Source organism: Polaromonas sp. P5_D5, from assembly GCF_054049435.1.
On record NZ_JBFUMJ010000004.1, the window covers coordinates 44,243 to 60,076 of the forward strand.

Genomic DNA, 15,834 nt, shown 5'->3' on the forward strand with positions numbered 1-15,834 from the left:
AAGACGCTTATTCCGAGGTGAAGATGGAACCCAGGCGGTCCATGCGCTCCAGCGCAATGCCACAGCCGCGCACCACGCAGGTCAGCGGGTCTTCGGCCACCAGCACCGGCAGGCCGGTTTCTTCGGCCAGCAGGCGGTCCAGGTCGCGCAGCAAGGCGCCACCGCCGGTCAGCATCATGCCGCGCTCGGCGATGTCGGCGCCCAGCTCGGGCGGCGTTTGCTCCAGCGCGTTCTTCACGGCGCTGACGATGTTGTTGAGCGGGTCGGTCAGGGCTTCGAGGATTTCGTTGCTGGAGATCGTAAAGCTGCGCGGCACGCCTTCGGACAGGTTGCGGCCCTTGACTTCCATTTCCTTGACTTCGGAGCCCGGGAAGGCCGAGCCGATGCTCTTCTTGATGGCCTCGGCGGTGGGCTCGCCGATCAGCATGCCGTAGTTGCGGCGGATGTAATTGATGATGGCTTCGTCGAAGCGGTCGCCGCCGACACGCACGCTGCCCTTGTAGACCATGCCGCCCAGCGAAATCACGCCGACTTCGGTCGTGCCGCCGCCGATGTCGACCACCATGGAGCCGCTGGCTTCCGACACGGGCAGGCCCGCGCCAATCGCGGCAGCCATCGGTTCTTCAATCAGGTACACATCGCTGGCACCGGCGCCGAGCGCGCTTTCGCGGATGGCGCGGCGCTCAACCTGGGTGGAGCCGCAAGGCACACAGATGATGATGCGCGGGCTGGGCTTGAACAGGCTGCGCGGGTGCACCATCTTGATGAACTGCTTGAGCATCTGCTCGGTCACGGTGAAGTCGGCGATCACGCCGTCTTTCATCGGGCGGATGGCCTCAATGTTGCCGGGGACCTTGCCCAGCATGGCCTTGGCTTCGTGGCCGACGGCCTGGATGGTTTTTTTGCCCTGGGGGCCGCCTTCGTGGCGGATGGCAACCACAGAGGGCTCATCCAGCACAATACCGCGGTCGCGTACAAAAATCAGGGTGTTGGCGGTGCCAAGGTCAATGGCCAGGTCGGTGGAGAAGTACCGACGGAATGATTCAAACATATGCAGGAGTCCGGTTGAGCATGAGCAAACTTCGTTGCTCCATCGCCTTTTTATTGATCAAGCAATTATGGGGAAGTTGAGCCAGAGGCGCTCTGAAATCTGCTTCTGGCACCTAAAAAACGCCTAAAGCCCGCATCCAACCCTGATTTCACACCAAAGGCGGGATAATAACGCATCCCCTATAGATCAATAGCTTTAGCCTGCCTGTTTTTTCAGCTTTACACCTCGTTTCAGCCCCTGTTTTCTGGTTTATTTTTCCCGTATTTCCTTCATCCCTACCCCATGGCATTGACACCCCAAGACATCGCCCGCGTCGCCAATCTGGCGCGGCTGGAATTGCGCCCCGACGAAACCGAGCACACCCTGGCCCAGCTCAACGGCTTTTTTGCCCTGGTCGAGCAGATGGAAGCCGTCAATACCGACGGGGTGGAACCTTTGGCCCATCCGGCCGCGGTGATCGGTGAAGTGGCCCTGCGCCTGCGCGAAGACGTCGCCAGCGAGCCCAACCAGCGCGAGGCCAGCCAGGTGAGTGCGCCCGCCGTAGAACGCGGCCTGTTCCTCGTGCCCAAGGTGATCGAATGAGCGGCGCCATGAAATCTTCTTCCGCTTCTTCTGACCTCCACGACCTGGGTGTTGCCCAGCTGGCCGCCAGATTGGCCGCCCGCGAAGTCTCCAGTGTTGAGGTCACGCAACATTTCCTGGCCCGGATCCAGCAGGAAAAGCTGGGCGCCTTCCTGTCCACCAATGCCGACGTGTCGCTGGCGCAAGCCAAAGCCGCCGACGCGCGACGGGCCGCCGGTGAACGCACACCCCTGCTGGGCGTACCGCTGGCGCACAAGGACGTTTTCGTCACGCGCGACTTCCCCACGACAGCCGGCTCAAAAATCCTGGAAAACTACCGCAGCCCCTTTGATGCGACCGTGGTGGGCAAGCTCGGCGCAGCCGGCATGGTCACACTGGGCAAGCTCAACTGCGACGAGTTCGCCATGGGCTCGGGCAACGACAACAGCGCCTACAAGCCGGTGAAGAACCCCTGGGACCTGCAACGCATTCCGGGCGGCTCCTCGGGCGGCTCGGCGGCCGCCGTGGCGGCCCGTCTGGTGCCCGCCGCGACAGGCACCGACACCGGCGGCTCGATCCGCCAGCCTGCGTCGCTCACCGGCATCACCGGCATCAAGCCCACCTACGGCCGCTGCTCACGCTACGGCATGGTGGCCTTTGCCTCCAGCCTGGATCAGGCCGGCCCGATGGCGCGCAGTGCGCTCGACTGCGCCCTGCTGCTGTCAGCCATGGCCGGGCCCGACCCCGACCGCGACTCCACGTCGCTGGACTTGCCTGTCACTGACTATGCTACTGATTTGATAGCTGCCGGCGCACAATCTGCGGGTGCAAAGCCGTTAAATGGCTTGAGAATCGGGCTGCCCACGCAATTCTTCGGTGCGGGTTGCGCACCTGACGTGCTGGCCGCCGTGCGCGCCGCGCTGGCCGAATACGAAAAGCTGGGCGCCACATTGGTGGACGTGAGCCTGCCGCTGACCGAGCTCTCCATCCCCGTGTACTACGTGATCGCGCCGGCCGAAGCCAGCAGCAACCTGAGCCGCTTTGACGGCGTGCGCTACGGCCATCGCGCCGCCAACTACACCGACCTCAACGACATGTACAAGAAGTCGCGTTCGGAAGGTTTTGGCGACGAGGCCACGCGCCGCATCATGATCGGCACCTACGTGCTGTCGCACGGCTACTACGACGCCTACTACCTCAAGGCGCAGAAAATCCGCCGCCTGATCGCGCAGGATTTCCAGACCGCCTTCACGCAGTGCGACATCATTGCGGGCCCCGTTTCACCCACCGTGGCCTGGAAGATCGGTGAAAAGTCGGACGACCCGGTGGCCAGCTACCTGGCCGATATCTACACGCTCTCATCGAGCCTCGCCGGCCTGCCCGGCATGAGTGTGCCGGCGGGCTTTGGCGCGGGCGGCATGCCCGTCGGCCTGCAGCTGATCGGCAACTATTTCAAGGAAGCGCAGCTGCTGGGCGCCGCGCACCAGTTCCAGCTGGCCACCGACTGGCACCTGCGCCAGCCCCCAAGCCTCCAAGTGATTTGACATGAGCCAGACCCAACCCACCGTCAACCCCTTCGCCGAAATGCAGGCCGGTCGCCCCACCGGGCCGCTGGTGCAAGGCTACGAAGTCATCATCGGCTTTGAAACCCACACGCAGCTCACGACGCAATCGAAAATCTTCAGCCGCGCTTCCACCGCGTTCGGCGCAGAGCCGAACACGCAGGCCTCCGCCGTGGACTTCGCGCTGCCCGGCGCGTTGCCGGTGATGAACAAGGGCGCCGTGCAACGCGCCATCGAGTTCGGCCTGGCCGTGAACGCGCATATCGCCGAGCAGAGCGTGTTCGCGCGCAAGAATTACTTCTACCCCGACCTGCCCAAGGGCTACCAGATCAGCCAGTTCGAGATTCCGGTGGTGCAAGGCGGCAGCGTCGAGTTTTTCCTGGACGGCGAGAAACGCTCGGTGCGCCTGGTGCGCGCCCACCTCGAAGAAGACGCCGGCAAGTCGCTGCACGAAGATTTCATTGGCATGAGCGGCATCGATTTGAACCGCGCTGGCACGCCGCTTCTCGAAATCGTGACCGAGCCCGACATGCGTTCGTCCGCCGAAGCGGTGGCGTACGCCAAAGAGCTGCACAAGATCGTCACCTGGATCGGCATTTGTGACGGCAACATGCAGGAAGGCAGCTTCCGCTGCGATGCCAACGTGTCGGTGCGCAAGCCCGGTACCGAGTTGGGCACCCGCCGTGAGATCAAGAACCTGAACAGCTTCAAGTTCATGCAGCAAGCCATCGACTTCGAAGTGCGATGGCAAATCGAGCAGATCGAAGACGGCCATGCGATCCAGCAGGCCACGGTGCTGTTTGATCCGGACACGGGCGAGACGCGTTCGATGCGGACCAAGGAAGATGCCGCGGACTACCGCTACTTTCCCGACCCGGATTTGCCGCCGCTGGTGATCGGCCGAGACTGGGTGGAAAAGACCCGCGCCGACATGTCAGAGCTGCCGCGTGTGATGGCCGCGCGTTTTGTGGCTGATTACGCCCTGCCCGAATACGACGCCGGCCAGCTCACGCAAAGCAAGGCAACAGCAGCTTATTTCGAAGCGGTGGCGACACTCAGCAAACAGCCCAAGCTGGCCAGCAACTGGGTCATGGGCGAGTTGTCGCGGCGGCTGAACAGTGAAGAGAAATCGATTGAAACTTCCACCGTCAGCGCAGCGCAACTTGCCGCCCTGATTGGCCGGATTGCGGATGGCACGATTTCCAACAATGCCGCCAGGCAGGTGTTTGATGCGTTGTGGACCGGCGAGGGTCAGGACGTAGATGTCATCATTGAGGCCAAGGGCCTCAAACAGATGAGCGACACCGGCGAGCTCGAGAAAATCATCGACGATGTTCTTGCCGCCAACGCCAAAAACGTCGAGGAAGTTCGATCCGGCAATACCAAAGCCTTCAACGCACTGGTCGGCCAGGCCATGAAAGCCACCAAAGGCAAGGCCAATCCGGCCCAGGTGAACGAGTTGCTCAAAAAGAAACTGGGCTGACCGTTCTGACGGCGTTAGCAGCGGCCCAGGGGCGAGCCGCTAATTTTTTGCGGCGCCAGCAACACCACTGGCCGCAATGGCAGGCACGCCGGCAATGGTCCACAGCTGCTTGAGCTTGGCCAGCTCTTCGTCAAACCGCTGGTTGACGCGTTTTTTTTCCTGCTCCTGGTCCTGGATGAACTTCTTCTGTACCAGGGCGCTGCTGTCGTTTTCCTCGATCTTGCGTTTCAGCGCGAGGGGCGCCTTGGCGGGGTCTTTCGCGTAGAACTCGAGCTCGCTGTTGATGCTCTTGCGCTGCGCGGCCAGTTCCACCGTTCTTTTGCTCGCAGCCTTGATGACCTCGTCGATCTGGGCTAGCGCGGTGACGCGTTCCTGGTCGTGCACTTCCCGGCGCGGATAGCGCAGCAACAGGGCGCGGTCACGCCGTTTTTCCTCGGCTTCGCGTGCGCGCACTTCGGCGGCGACCTTCTCTTTTTCCTCAAGGGCGGCGCGCTCCTGCACGGTCAGCGACGGGCCCACCTGGCGCTTGACCGCGCCGGACGGGCTCAGCTCCTGCTGTGTGCGGTCTATGCATTCAATGATCGGGCGGTCTGCCGTGATCTTGCGGCCTTTGCCGTCTACACAGGTGTAGATGTTCTGCGCTGCAACAGGGCCGGCCAGGCACATGAGTGAAATACAGGTGACCGTGAGCGGGGTTCGCAGGAGCAATTCGAATCCTTAATTGACGCCGTATCGTTCGCGATAGGCCAGCACCGACTGGTAGTGCGCTTGCAAAGATAACGTTTCAGGAGCGCTTGTAGCCGACGTGCCGCCCTGCCTGGAGAGATACTGCAGCAAGTCGGTCAGGCGCGCAATCGCACAAACCTGCAACCCCAACTGATTCGTAACATATTGCACAGCACTGTGGTTCACATCCACACCGTTTTCGGTGGCCTTCTCCTGCCGGTCCAGCGCCAGCGCCACGGCGTGGGGAATGGCCCCGGCTGCCCGGATGATGGCAATGGATTCGCGGGCAGCGGTGCCGGCGGACATGACGTCGTCAATGATCAGTACGCGGCCCTTGACCGGGGCGCCGACCAGCGTGCCGCCTTCGCCGTGATCCTTGGCCTCCTTGCGGTTGTAGGCAAACGGAAAATTGCGCCCCAGCCGCGCCAGCTCGACGGCCACCGCGGCAGCCAGCGGAATGCCCTTGTAGGCGGGCCCGAAAATCATGTCGAATTCAAGACCGCTGCGCTCTTCTTCGGCCAGCAGGTGGCGCGCATAGAATTGCGCCAGCCGGCCCAGCTTGGCTCCGTCGTCAAACAGGCCGGCATTGAAAAAATAGGGGCTCATGCGCCCGGCCTTGGTCTTGAATTGCCCGAAGCGCAGTACGCCTGATTCGACGGCAAACTGCACGAATTCCAGTGCCAGCGCATCGTCCGCAGAATGCGCTTTGCCCTTGTTGTCCCGTTTCCCTGCCGTGCTCATTTGAAAGTCCCATGTTTAAATTAACCAGCCTCAACCTCAACGGTATCCGCTCCGCAGCCAGCAAGGGGTTGCTGGACTGGGTTGCACAATCCATGCCGGATTGTATTTGTGTGCAGGAGCTCAAGGCCCAGGCCGCCGACATGAGCGGCCGGTTCGAGGAAATCGCCGGCATGAAAGGCCATTTTCACTTCGCCGAGAAAAAGGGCTACTCCGGCGTCGGCGTGTACACGCGGCACGAACCCAGCGATGTCATCGTGGGCTACGGCTCCACCGAGTTCGACGCCGAAGGGCGTTATGTGGAACTGCGCTTTGACAGACCCGGGCGCAAACAAAGCCCCAAGCTGTCCATCATCAGCTGCTATTTCCCGAGCGGCTCTTCGGGCGAGGAACGCCAGGCCGCCAAGTTCCGCTTCCTGGCCGAGTTTTATCCGCGCCTGCTGGCCCTGAAGGAAACGCGCGACTTCGTGCTGTGCGGCGACATCAATATCGCGCACCAGGAAATCGACCTGAAAAACTTCAAGGGCAACAAAAAGAACAGCGGCTTCCTGCCCGAAGAGCGCGCCTGGATGACCGAGCTGCTGCGCGATGCCGAGCTGGCCAACGAAGCCGCACAGGAGCTGACAGAGCGCACAGGCCCCTCGGTCAAGGGCGGCGGTATGGTCGATGTCTACCGAAAGCTGCAACCCACAGCCACGGACGCGGCCTACACCTGGTGGAGCAACCGCGGCCAGGCCTATGCCAAGAATGTGGGATGGCGGCTGGACTACCACCTGGCCACGCCGTCATTTGCCGCGCTGGCCCGCAGCGAACATATCTACAAGGAACAGCGGTTTTCCGACCACGCGCCCATGAGCGTGGACTATGAGTTTGGACTTTGACCCCCGCCCAGGCTCACTGCGTGTAGCCTGTCCCCCCTTCCAGGGGGCGGCGCCTGCGGTCTGGCAAAGCCAGTCCCGCGGCCCCTGCTGGTGAATACCCCGCTGGTTAGTCCCTGAATTTCAACCCAGCCGGGGCCGCGGATCCGGCTTTGCCGGGCCGCAGGCGCAGTCCCCTGCAAGGGGAAAAGGGCTACACGCAGTGAGCCCGATAGGGGTGTGCCAATTTCTCGGCTTTGCCAGACCGCAGGCGGGCGGCCCCCTCGGGGGGCAAGGAGTTACACGCAGTGAACGACTGTGGGGGCTCTACTCCACCGTGGGGGCTCTACTGTGCTGCCCAGATGCGCTGGATCTGGCTAGACAGCTCCATCGGGTCAAACGGCTTGGGGATCACCTCCATGGCGCCCAGGCCCTTGTACACCGCGACCTCTGCAGCCTGCACCTTCGCGGTCATGAAAATCACCGGCGTGTCGGCCGTGGCCGGCAATGCCCGAAGACCTTTGAGCGTGCTGGGCCCGTCCATGCCGGGCATCATCACGTCCAGCAGCAGCAGGTCGGCGCCGGCGCCCGGTGCGGCATCCAGCGCCTCCTGGCCCGAAGCGCAGGCGATAACGGTGAAGCCGCCTACGGCTTCCAGCGCCATCTGCGCAACCATACGAATGTCGGGTTCGTCTTCGACATACAGGATACGGGTCAGTGGTTTGGTCATGATCAGATCAGGGGTTGGGATTGGGTGGGGCGGTAGTCGGCGGGAATCTGGAGCACACGCTGGATTGTATTGAGCAGTTCGGTATTGGAAGTATGGGCCTTGACCAGCACCGCATCGGCCTGCTTGCCATCTGCCGGGTTTACGTCGCCGGCCGAGAACACGATCACCGGCGGACGCGGATCCAGGGCGTCGATATCCTCGAACAGGTCCCAGCCCGAATGGCTGCCGAGCGACAGGTCCAGCAGGATCAGGTCGAATGAATGCTGGCGCAGTAGGGCGCGAGCCTCGTCCAGCGTTGTGGCAAATTCGAAGGTCGCAAAATCCTGTGCAATGGCGGCCGTGATTTGCTGGATATCCTGGTCGTCTTCGACATGCAGAACGCGCGGTTTGCCTTCATCCACGCTGACAACGGCCCGTCGCAAGCTGTGAATAAGCAACCGCTCGTCAATGGGTTTCTTGAGCCAGTCCGACACCGTGTGCGGCTTGCGGTTGAACTGCAACTGCCCCTGCTCGGCCATGGCCGAGATCACCACAACAGGCAGGTGGCGGGTTCTTTCATCCTCCCGCAGCTGGCCGATAAAGGCCACGCCGTTCTGCCCCGGCAGTTTCAGGTCTACCGTCACCGCGTCGTAGCTGTTGGCTGCCAGGCAAGCCAGCGCCTGCTCCGCGCTGTGTGTCATATCGGAGTCGAACCCGGCCTTGCTTAGCATCATGCTGATCAGCCTGGCCACGTCGGGATCGCCTTCGCAGATCAGGATGCGAGGCCGGGTTGAAACAGCCGGCTGTATCCGCACGGGTTGCAGCAGTGGCACCGGGTTGGTCCATTCCGGCACCTCAAAAAAGAAGGTGGTTCCCACGCCTTCCGCGCTGCTGAAGCCGATCGTGCCGTCCATCTTTTCCACCAGCGCGCGAGAAATATTCAGGCCGAGGCCGGTTCCGCCTTTTTGCCGGGTGTCGGAAGAATCTGCCTGCGAGAATTTCTGGAAAATGCGACCGTGGAACTCCTCGGGAATGCCGGGGCCGACATCAACCACCTCGACGCGAACGCGCTGCGCCGACCTTGACAGCCTGACCTCCACCGGGCTGCCCGGCGGCGAAAACTTGACCGCGTTGGACAGAAGATTGGTCAAAACCTGGGTCATGCGATCGGCGTCGATCCGCACCTGCAGGGCGACGTCAGGCGCCCGCAACACGAGGTCCACCCGGTGCTGGCCGGCAAAGCCCTCGTTGGCGACCAGCGCCTGCTGCACCAGTTGCCGAAGGTCCACCACCTGCAGGTCCAGGCGCAATTTGCCGGACTCGATTTTTTCACTGTCCAGGATGTCGTTGATCAGCCGGATCAGGCGCTCGCAGTTGCTTTGGGCAATGCCCACCAGGTTCTTCACCGCCGCAGGCAGCTCACCGGCCACGCCGCCGGAAATCAGCCCCAGGGAGCCGCGTATGGACGTCAGCGGCGTGCGCAGCTCGTGGCTGACGGTGGACACGAATTCGGTCTTCATGCGGTCGATACGCCTGAGCTCGGTGATGTCCGTGCCCATTGAGAAGAACCCGATGACCTTGTCTTTGGCGGCGCCTTCGCCGTAGCGGGGGAAATACTGCATCGCGAAGTGCCTGCGCTCGCCTTGCGGCGTCACCTGGGTGCGTTCGTAGCGGACCGGCTTGCCGCTCAGCACTTCTTCCACTTTCTCCCGGACGGTTTCGTAAATCTGCGGACCCAGGACTTCAGCCAGGGGGTGCCCGTCGATCTGCTCGAAGCTCAGGCCGAAAGCAGCTTCGTAAGCGCGGTTGTGAAAGCGAAAGCGCTGCTCCGTATCGAGGTAAGCAATCAGGGCCGGCACCGTATCGGTGACCTGGCGCAGCTGGGACTCGCTCGCCCGCAAGGCCTTGCTGATGCGCTTGCTCTCGGTAATGTCATGCATCAAGGCGGTGAAAAGGCGGCGGCCGCCGACTTGCACATCACTAAAAGACACACTGACCATGAACTCGCTGCCATCTTTGCGCATGGCGCGCACTTCCTGCCCGGATATCCGGAACGTTTCCGGCTGCTCCCGCATCATGGAAGTGAAATCCTTGTATTGCTGGCGAAACCGCGGCGGCACCAATTCCGACACGTCACGGCCGATCAGATCGCTTTTCTCGTACCCAAAGAGTTGCAAAGCCGCCGCGTTGGCCTCCAGAACGATGTCGTCGGACGTGGTGGTGATCACCGTTTCGACCATACCCTCGGTAATGCTGCGGCTCATCACTTCTGTGTCGCGCAATTGCTCCTCGCCGCGTTTTCGCACGTGCTCATAGTGCTTGACCACATAGACCATCCAGGCCAGCATGCAGGCAAACAGCAGGTTTCCCGCGATGATGAAGCCCTGAGCCCACTGGGCGCTATGCTCCGCCGCAGCCTGCGCGTCACGCCACTTATGGACCTCGCGATTACGCGCGTTTTCCAGCAATCCGTCGGTGCGCAGCCTCAATTGCCGGCTGGCATCACTGCCAAGAACGGTCGCAGCGGCTTCGGGGCCGGACGCCTTGCGCGCCGCGATGGACTGGTTCGCGATCTGGGCGCGCTGATTGATCAGTTCGTCAAACTCTACGGCCTCCTGCAGCACGTTGGCGCTGCGCATGCGTGCCCTGATCGCGCGCAACTCGACCCGAGCCCGCTGGAACTCCTCCAGCTCCTGGGGGCTGCCGCTCAGAAGATACTGTCGCAATGTGGACTCGGCCGTGCGGAGGCCGGAGTCCGCACGCTCGAGCATCACCAGCGTGTCTTCCGTGCGCACCCGGGATTGCGCCGTTTCAATCAGGCGGTCGATGCCGATGTACGAGGCCGCACCCACAACCATCATCAGCACAAGGCCTGCAGCCAATGCGATTTTGATCTTGACCAGAAAAGCGTTGGAGGAAAACATGGACATTTTGTGCGATCTGATCGTAGGCGTTCACGCAGTACCGGGAAAGCGTTGCTGCAGTGCCTTAACTGCCCGTCCGACTTCGGACTGCACCTGCGGCGAAAGCGGCCGGCCGGCACCGACATGAGGTTCTATGGCCAGTTCCAGCGCCTGGGCCGCAAGACCGAGGTCGGCCCATCCGAAGGTTGCCGCAGATCCGGCCAGGCTGTGCGCATGGCGTTCCAGGGTTGGCAGAGCCTGCGCCAGATCGTCGCCGTTGAGAATTTGTTGCCATAAGGCCGCCACCTGCTCAAGACGACGCGGCAACGAGCGGGTGTAATCGGCGCGCTGCTCCTCCAGAAATGCGAGCAGGGCCGGGTTGGGTTGCGTCATGGCATCCGGAAAGCTGGCGCCAGCCATGCGCTATTTGATGCGGTGCCGCAGGAGAAGCTGGTGACCAGCCCCGAAGTCGCCTTGGCATGCAAGCCGCGCGGGCACGCATGTTGCACTTGATGAAGAAGAAAGCACATGCGGCTTATCTTACGGCGCAGGTGCCAAAACGCAGCGTAGGACAAGTACGAGGTTTCGCCTTGGGGTGCACCGCTTGCGGCGGGATGTCAGAAGCGAATCATCTGTACCGGTGAATAATTAATTCTTATAGCCTGCTTTATCGCAAAAACCCCTGAATCTACGCGGCAATTAAATACATTAGTATTCAATCATTGGGGCCGCCGCGCGCATCAAGCCGATGGATCGGCAGCCCGCCCCAGCGCAGCGATCACATCAGACTGGGTAATAATTCCCACCAGCCGCTCTCCCTCCCCGATGATGGGAATGTGGTGGTGACCGGTGCTGCCGAACAGCGGCACCAGCTCCACCAGCCGCCGGTGCATGCCCGCTACGCGCACGTTGCGGGTCATGATCTGGCCCACGACTTCGGGTTTGTCGGAGTACACGCTGCGCGTGGTGCGCACCAGCTGCCTCAACTTGGCGTCAAAGCCTTCGTACAAATCGAGTTCAGCCGCCCGCATGAAGTCGGCCTGCGTGATGATGCCCGCGATGCGGAAGCTGCGGTCCACCACCGGCAAGGCCTTGATGCGGCGCTCCCTCAGCAGGGCCCAGGCCTCTTCCAGCGGAGTGCCGAATTCCACCGTGACGAGATCGCGCGACATGACGTCGGCGCAGCGGACTTCCGCCAGTTTGCGGTCGTACGCGCGCAGCCGGGTTTCGGCCAGCAAGGTCTTGAGGTCGTCGCGGCTGACGTCCAGCACCTGGTTGTAGCGCGCCAGTACGGCGTCCAGATCCGCATCAAGCAACTGGTCTTCTACGGACGGCGCGGGGCCCGGCGGGGCCAATTGGGTGTGGGGATAGGCCCTGCGCGTGGCGTTGTTGTAGGCGACGCCGACCGCCACCAGCAGCACGGAGTTGAGCATCACGGGATAGAAGGCAAACAGCGGGTCGGAAACTCCGCCCAGCACCACCATCAAGGCAGTGGCGCCGCCCGGCGGGTGCAGGCAGCGCAACGCCAGCATGAGCGCGATGGCCGTGGCCACGCCCACTGCGGCCGCAAGCGCCGGCGAGCCCAGCAGATGCATGCCATGCACGCCCGCAATGCCGGCAAGCGCCGACAGGGTATTACCGCCCACCACATTCCAGGGCTGCGCCATAGGACTGGCCGGCACGGCATACACCAGCACGGCGCTGGCGCCCAGCGGCGCCACCAGCCAGGGCAGGCCCGGCATCATCCGGTCAGCCAGGTGGCACAGCAGCCCCGTCACGAAAATACCCAGCAGCGACCCAACGACAATGCGCAGTCGCTCGCGAGAGTTGATGCGGGTGCGTCCCGGCCGGAAGCCCCGCCACCAGGCGCGCGTGAAGAATGCGGCGCGCTGCGTCAAACCGGTCACCAGGGGCCAGATCAGCCGCGCGCGCGTTGATAAAGACCCTGCACCTTGGGCACATTGGCCTGCAGTTGCTGGATGCGCTCAGGACCGGAGGGATGGGTAGAAAGAAAGCTCGGACCGCCGGCACCGCCACCAGCCTGCGCCATTTTTTCCCAGAGGCTGACGGATGCCTGCGGGTTATAGCCGCCGCGCGCGGCCAGCTCCAGACCCACGAGGTCGGCGTCCGTCTCGTCTTCGCGGCTGAAGCGCAGCGTCAGCAGCTGGGTGCCGATGTTGGCAGCTACGTCGCCGAGCTGGCCCAGGCCGAGCAATTGCGCACCCAGCGAGAGCAGCTGCCCGGTTCCCGCGCTCTTGGCGATGCGGGAACGTGCATGCTCGCGCAGCGCATGGGCCATTTCGTGGCCCATGATCATTCCAATTTCATCGTCGGTGAGCTTGAGCTGATCGATGATGCCCGTGTAGAACGCAATCTTGCCTCCGGGCATGCAGAAGGCGTTGATCTGCTTGCTGCCGAGCAGGTTGACCTCCCAGCGCCACTGGTTGGCACGGTCGTTCCACTGTGCGGCCTGCGGCACCAGCCGGGTAGCGATGCCGCGTATGCGCTGCAGCTGGGGATTGCCCGGCGACGCCAGCGCCCCTTTGGACTTTGCCTCCGCCAGCAGCTTGGCATATTCCTGCGTGGCGGCGTTTTCCAGTTCCTCGGCAGGGATCAGCTTGCGCAGCCCCGATGACGGCCCGACATCAACCTGCGCAAGCAGCGGGGTGGTGACGGCCGTCGCTGCGGCGCCGCCGGCAGCCAGCAGGAACGCCCGGCGGCCAGCCCAGGCAGAGTGTTTGGCCTCGCATAAAAAGCACATGGGTGAATAATAGTCACAAATCAAAATGCCCATGTCAGACAAAACCCCCTCCTCCGAACTGCCATCATCCGCCCCTGTCGCTGCGCACAGCGCGGCATCTACAGCCCCCACTGTTAAAGCCGCACCCAAACCCGCCTGGCGCGATGTCTGGCGCGTGTATGCCGAAGCCGCCACGCTGCGCATGCTGTTTTTGGGGTTTTCCGCCGGCCTGCCCCTGCTGCTGGTGTTTGGCACGCTGAGCTTCTGGCTGCGCGAAGCCGGCATAGACCGCACCACCATCGGCTACCTGAGCTGGGTCGGGCTGGCTTACGGCTTCAAGTGGGTGTGGGCGCCGCTGGTGGACCGCATGCCCATTCCGCTGCTCACGCGTCTGCTTGGGCGCCGGCGCAGCTGGCTGCTGCTGTCGCAGCTGGTCATCGTGGCGGCGCTTGTCGGCATGGCACTGACGGACCCCAAGCTGGCACTGCAACCCGTCGTGTGGTGTGCACTGGCCGTGGCATTCGGGTCGGCTACACAAGACATCGCGCTGGACGCCTACCGCATCGAGTCGGCCGACATCCAGCGCCAGGCCGCACTGGCTGCCGCCTACCAAACGGGTTACCGCATCGCGATGATCTGGGCCGGCGCCGGGGCGTTGTGGATTGCAGCGCGTGCCGAAGTCGCAGGCGACGCCGTCACTTACCAGCACGGCGCATGGCAAGTGGCCTACCTGGTCATGGCGGCGTCCATGCTGCTGGGCATGGCGACGGTGCTGCTGTCGCCTGAACCAGCGCCGCGCCCGCTGGCGCCGTCGCGCAACGCTGCAGAGTGGCTTAAAACCGCGCTGGTCGACCCGTTCGCCGATTTCCTGCGCCGCTACGGCAAGCAGGCGCTGCTGATCCTGGCCCTGATCGCGGTCTACCGCATCAGCGACGTTGTCATGGGCATCATGGCCAACCCGTTCTATGTCGACATGGGCTACACCAAAGACGAAGTAGCTGCAGTGACCAAAATTTACGGCGTGGTGATGACACTGGTCGGTGCCTTCGTGGGCGGCGCGCTGGCCATGCGCTTCGGCGTCATGCGCGTGCTGATGCTGGGCGCCGTGCTGAGTGCCGCCAGCAACCTGCTGTTTGCCTGGCTGGGCACGCGGGGCCACGACGTCAACGCGCTGATCTTCGTGATCTCGGCCGACAACCTCTCCAGCGGCATTGCTTCAGCCGCTTTCATCGCCTACCTGTCGAGCCTCACCAACATCAATTATTCGGCCACCCAATACGCCCTTTTCAGCTCCATGATGCTGTTGCTGCCGAAGTTTCTGGCCGGCTATTCGGGCAAGTATGTGGACTCTTTCGGGTACAGCAACTTCTTCACCGCAACGGCCCTGCTGGGCCTGCCGGTGCTACTTCTGGTGGGTTTTGCCTCAAGACTTAAAACGCCGCAAACCCAGAAGGAATAAGCGCAAGCAGCTATTAATTCAATAGCAATTCCGCACCGTGGCGGACGTGCCGTGCACGGAGTATGCTGGAGGCTCGCTGCCCCGGTTTACCGTAACTTTACGGTGGCTTCAAGCGGGATTGTTGCGCCCGGCGCACCATGAATTTCATTGTGATCCCACCCCAAGGGGAACACCTGCACACGAGGACCAGCCATGACCCAACAGCTTTTGATGATTGAAGACGATACCCGCCTGGCCAATATGGTGGGCGAATACCTGCGCCAGTCGGGCTACGGTTTTACCCACGCAGCCGACGGCGCGGCAGGTCTGGCAGCACTGGAAGCCGCAACGCCCGACCTGGTCATCCTGGACCTGATGCTGCCCGACATGGATGGACTGGAAGTGTGCCGGCGCATCAAGGGCCAGGGCAGCGAAAACGCCAATACCGCCGTGCTGATGCTGACGGCCAAGGGCGACCCGATGGACCGTATCGTCGGCCTGGAAATTGGCGCTGACGACTACCTGCCCAAACCTTTCGAGCCGCGCGAGTTGCTGGCGCGCATCCGGGCCGTGCTGCGCCGCGGCGGCGAAACGGGTGCGGCAGCCTCCAGCGGCGGCCACAAGGTCATGCGCTTCGGTTCGCTGGAGATCGACCGCGATGCACGCACCGTATCGGTGTCCGGCAACCCCTGCGAGCTGACGTCTTACCAGTTCGACCTGCTGGTGGCGCTGGCCGAACGTGCCGGCCGCGTGCTAAGCCGCGACCAGATCATGGAAGCCGTACGCGGCCGCGAACTCGAGGCCTTTGACCGCTCCATCGACGTGCACATGGGCCGCATCCGCAGCGCCATCGAGGCCGACGCAAAAGACCCGAAACGCATTCTGACGGTGCGGGGCGTCGGCTACGTTTTTGCCAAACAGCAGGACTAAGGAGGGAAATGGCTATGGAGCTCCTAGAAATGCAATTGTCGGGATGCAGGGCGAGGCGCCCGGAGCGCAGGACACCGGAATGCACTTGGGTACATGAGGATTCCGAGCACCGCGCAACGATGCCATCCGCCCGAAA

General features: G+C 62.8%; 14 protein-coding genes. 6 read left to right on the forward strand and 8 right to left on the reverse strand.

The window, feature by feature from the left end; genetic code table 11:
* Positions 1 to 7: 7 nt before the first annotated feature.
* Positions 8 to 1,051, reverse strand: coding sequence for a rod shape-determining protein (locus tag ACXJKE_RS16640; RefSeq protein ID WP_457281706.1), 1,044 nt, complete (start codon positions 1,049 to 1,051; stop codon positions 8 to 10).
* 282 nt (positions 1,052 to 1,333) lie between these two features.
* Here ACXJKE_RS16640 and gatC point away from each other — a divergent pair, with 282 nt between their 5' ends.
* Genes gatC through gatB form a run of 3 tightly spaced genes read left to right on the forward strand, consistent with a single transcriptional unit; the run spans position 1,334 to position 4,657 of the window.
* Complete coding sequence (gatC, locus tag ACXJKE_RS16645) at positions 1,334 to 1,633, forward strand: Asp-tRNA(Asn)/Glu-tRNA(Gln) amidotransferase subunit GatC (protein WP_457281707.1); 300 nt, start codon at positions 1,334 to 1,336, stop codon at positions 1,631 to 1,633.
* An 8-nt stretch (positions 1,634 to 1,641) separates the two neighbouring features.
* Complete coding sequence (gatA, locus tag ACXJKE_RS16650) at positions 1,642 to 3,156, forward strand: Asp-tRNA(Asn)/Glu-tRNA(Gln) amidotransferase subunit GatA (RefSeq protein ID WP_457281708.1); 1,515 nt, start codon at positions 1,642 to 1,644, stop codon at positions 3,154 to 3,156.
* 40 nt (positions 3,157 to 3,196) lie between these two features.
* A complete protein-coding gene (gene gatB / locus ACXJKE_RS16655; RefSeq protein WP_457282079.1) occupies positions 3,197 to 4,657 on the forward strand; it encodes an Asp-tRNA(Asn)/Glu-tRNA(Gln) amidotransferase subunit GatB in 1,461 nt (486 codons plus the stop codon).
* A 39-nt stretch (positions 4,658 to 4,696) separates the two neighbouring features.
* Here gatB and ACXJKE_RS16660 read toward each other — a convergent pair whose 3' ends face one another.
* Entirely contained in the window at positions 4,697 to 5,365 is a 669-nt protein-coding gene (locus ACXJKE_RS16660; protein WP_457281709.1) for a DUF4124 domain-containing protein, read from the reverse strand.
* A 9-nt stretch (positions 5,366 to 5,374) separates the two neighbouring features.
* Positions 5,375 to 6,124 (reverse strand): orotate phosphoribosyltransferase, encoded by a 750-nt coding sequence (gene pyrE / locus ACXJKE_RS16665; RefSeq protein ID WP_457281710.1) that lies wholly within the window; start codon positions 6,122 to 6,124, stop codon positions 5,375 to 5,377.
* 11 nt (positions 6,125 to 6,135) lie between these two features.
* Here pyrE and ACXJKE_RS16670 point away from each other — a divergent pair, with 11 nt between their 5' ends.
* Positions 6,136 to 7,002 (forward strand): exodeoxyribonuclease III, encoded by an 867-nt coding sequence (locus tag ACXJKE_RS16670; protein ID WP_457281711.1) that lies wholly within the window; start codon positions 6,136 to 6,138, stop codon positions 7,000 to 7,002.
* 322 nt (positions 7,003 to 7,324) lie between these two features.
* On the opposite strand, the gene ACXJKE_RS16675 is transcribed toward ACXJKE_RS16670, so the two are convergent.
* The 5 genes from ACXJKE_RS16675 to ACXJKE_RS16695 form a co-directional block, all read right to left on the reverse strand.
* Positions 7,325 to 7,708, reverse strand: coding sequence for a response regulator (locus ACXJKE_RS16675; RefSeq protein ID WP_457281712.1), 384 nt, complete (start codon positions 7,706 to 7,708; stop codon positions 7,325 to 7,327).
* Positions 7,709 to 7,710: 2 nt separating this feature from the next.
* Positions 7,711 to 10,611: a PAS domain S-box protein gene (locus tag ACXJKE_RS16680; protein ID WP_457281713.1), complete on the reverse strand. Its 2,901-nt coding sequence runs from the start codon at positions 10,609 to 10,611 to the stop codon at positions 7,711 to 7,713.
* Between the two features lie 30 nt (positions 10,612 to 10,641).
* Complete coding sequence (locus tag ACXJKE_RS16685) at positions 10,642 to 11,010, reverse strand: Hpt domain-containing protein (protein ID WP_457281714.1); 369 nt, start codon at positions 11,008 to 11,010, stop codon at positions 10,642 to 10,644.
* 320 nt (positions 11,011 to 11,330) lie between these two features.
* Positions 11,331 to 12,488: an HPP family protein gene (locus ACXJKE_RS16690; protein WP_457281715.1), complete on the reverse strand. Its 1,158-nt coding sequence runs from the start codon at positions 12,486 to 12,488 to the stop codon at positions 11,331 to 11,333.
* A gap of 20 nt (positions 12,489 to 12,508) precedes the next feature.
* Positions 12,509 to 13,351, reverse strand: a complete 843-nt coding sequence (locus ACXJKE_RS16695) for a M48 family metallopeptidase (RefSeq protein WP_457281716.1) — start codon at positions 13,349 to 13,351, stop codon at positions 12,509 to 12,511.
* 25 nt (positions 13,352 to 13,376) lie between these two features.
* Here ACXJKE_RS16695 and ACXJKE_RS16700 point away from each other — a divergent pair, with 25 nt between their 5' ends.
* Together ACXJKE_RS16700 and ACXJKE_RS16705 are read left to right on the forward strand one after the other, a co-directional pair.
* Complete coding sequence (locus tag ACXJKE_RS16700; RefSeq protein ID WP_457281717.1) at positions 13,377 to 14,789, forward strand: AmpG family muropeptide MFS transporter; 1,413 nt, start codon at positions 13,377 to 13,379, stop codon at positions 14,787 to 14,789.
* 192 nt (positions 14,790 to 14,981) lie between these two features.
* Entirely contained in the window at positions 14,982 to 15,698 is a 717-nt protein-coding gene (locus ACXJKE_RS16705; RefSeq protein WP_457281718.1) for a response regulator, read from the forward strand.
* Positions 15,699 to 15,834: the final 136 nt, after the last annotated feature.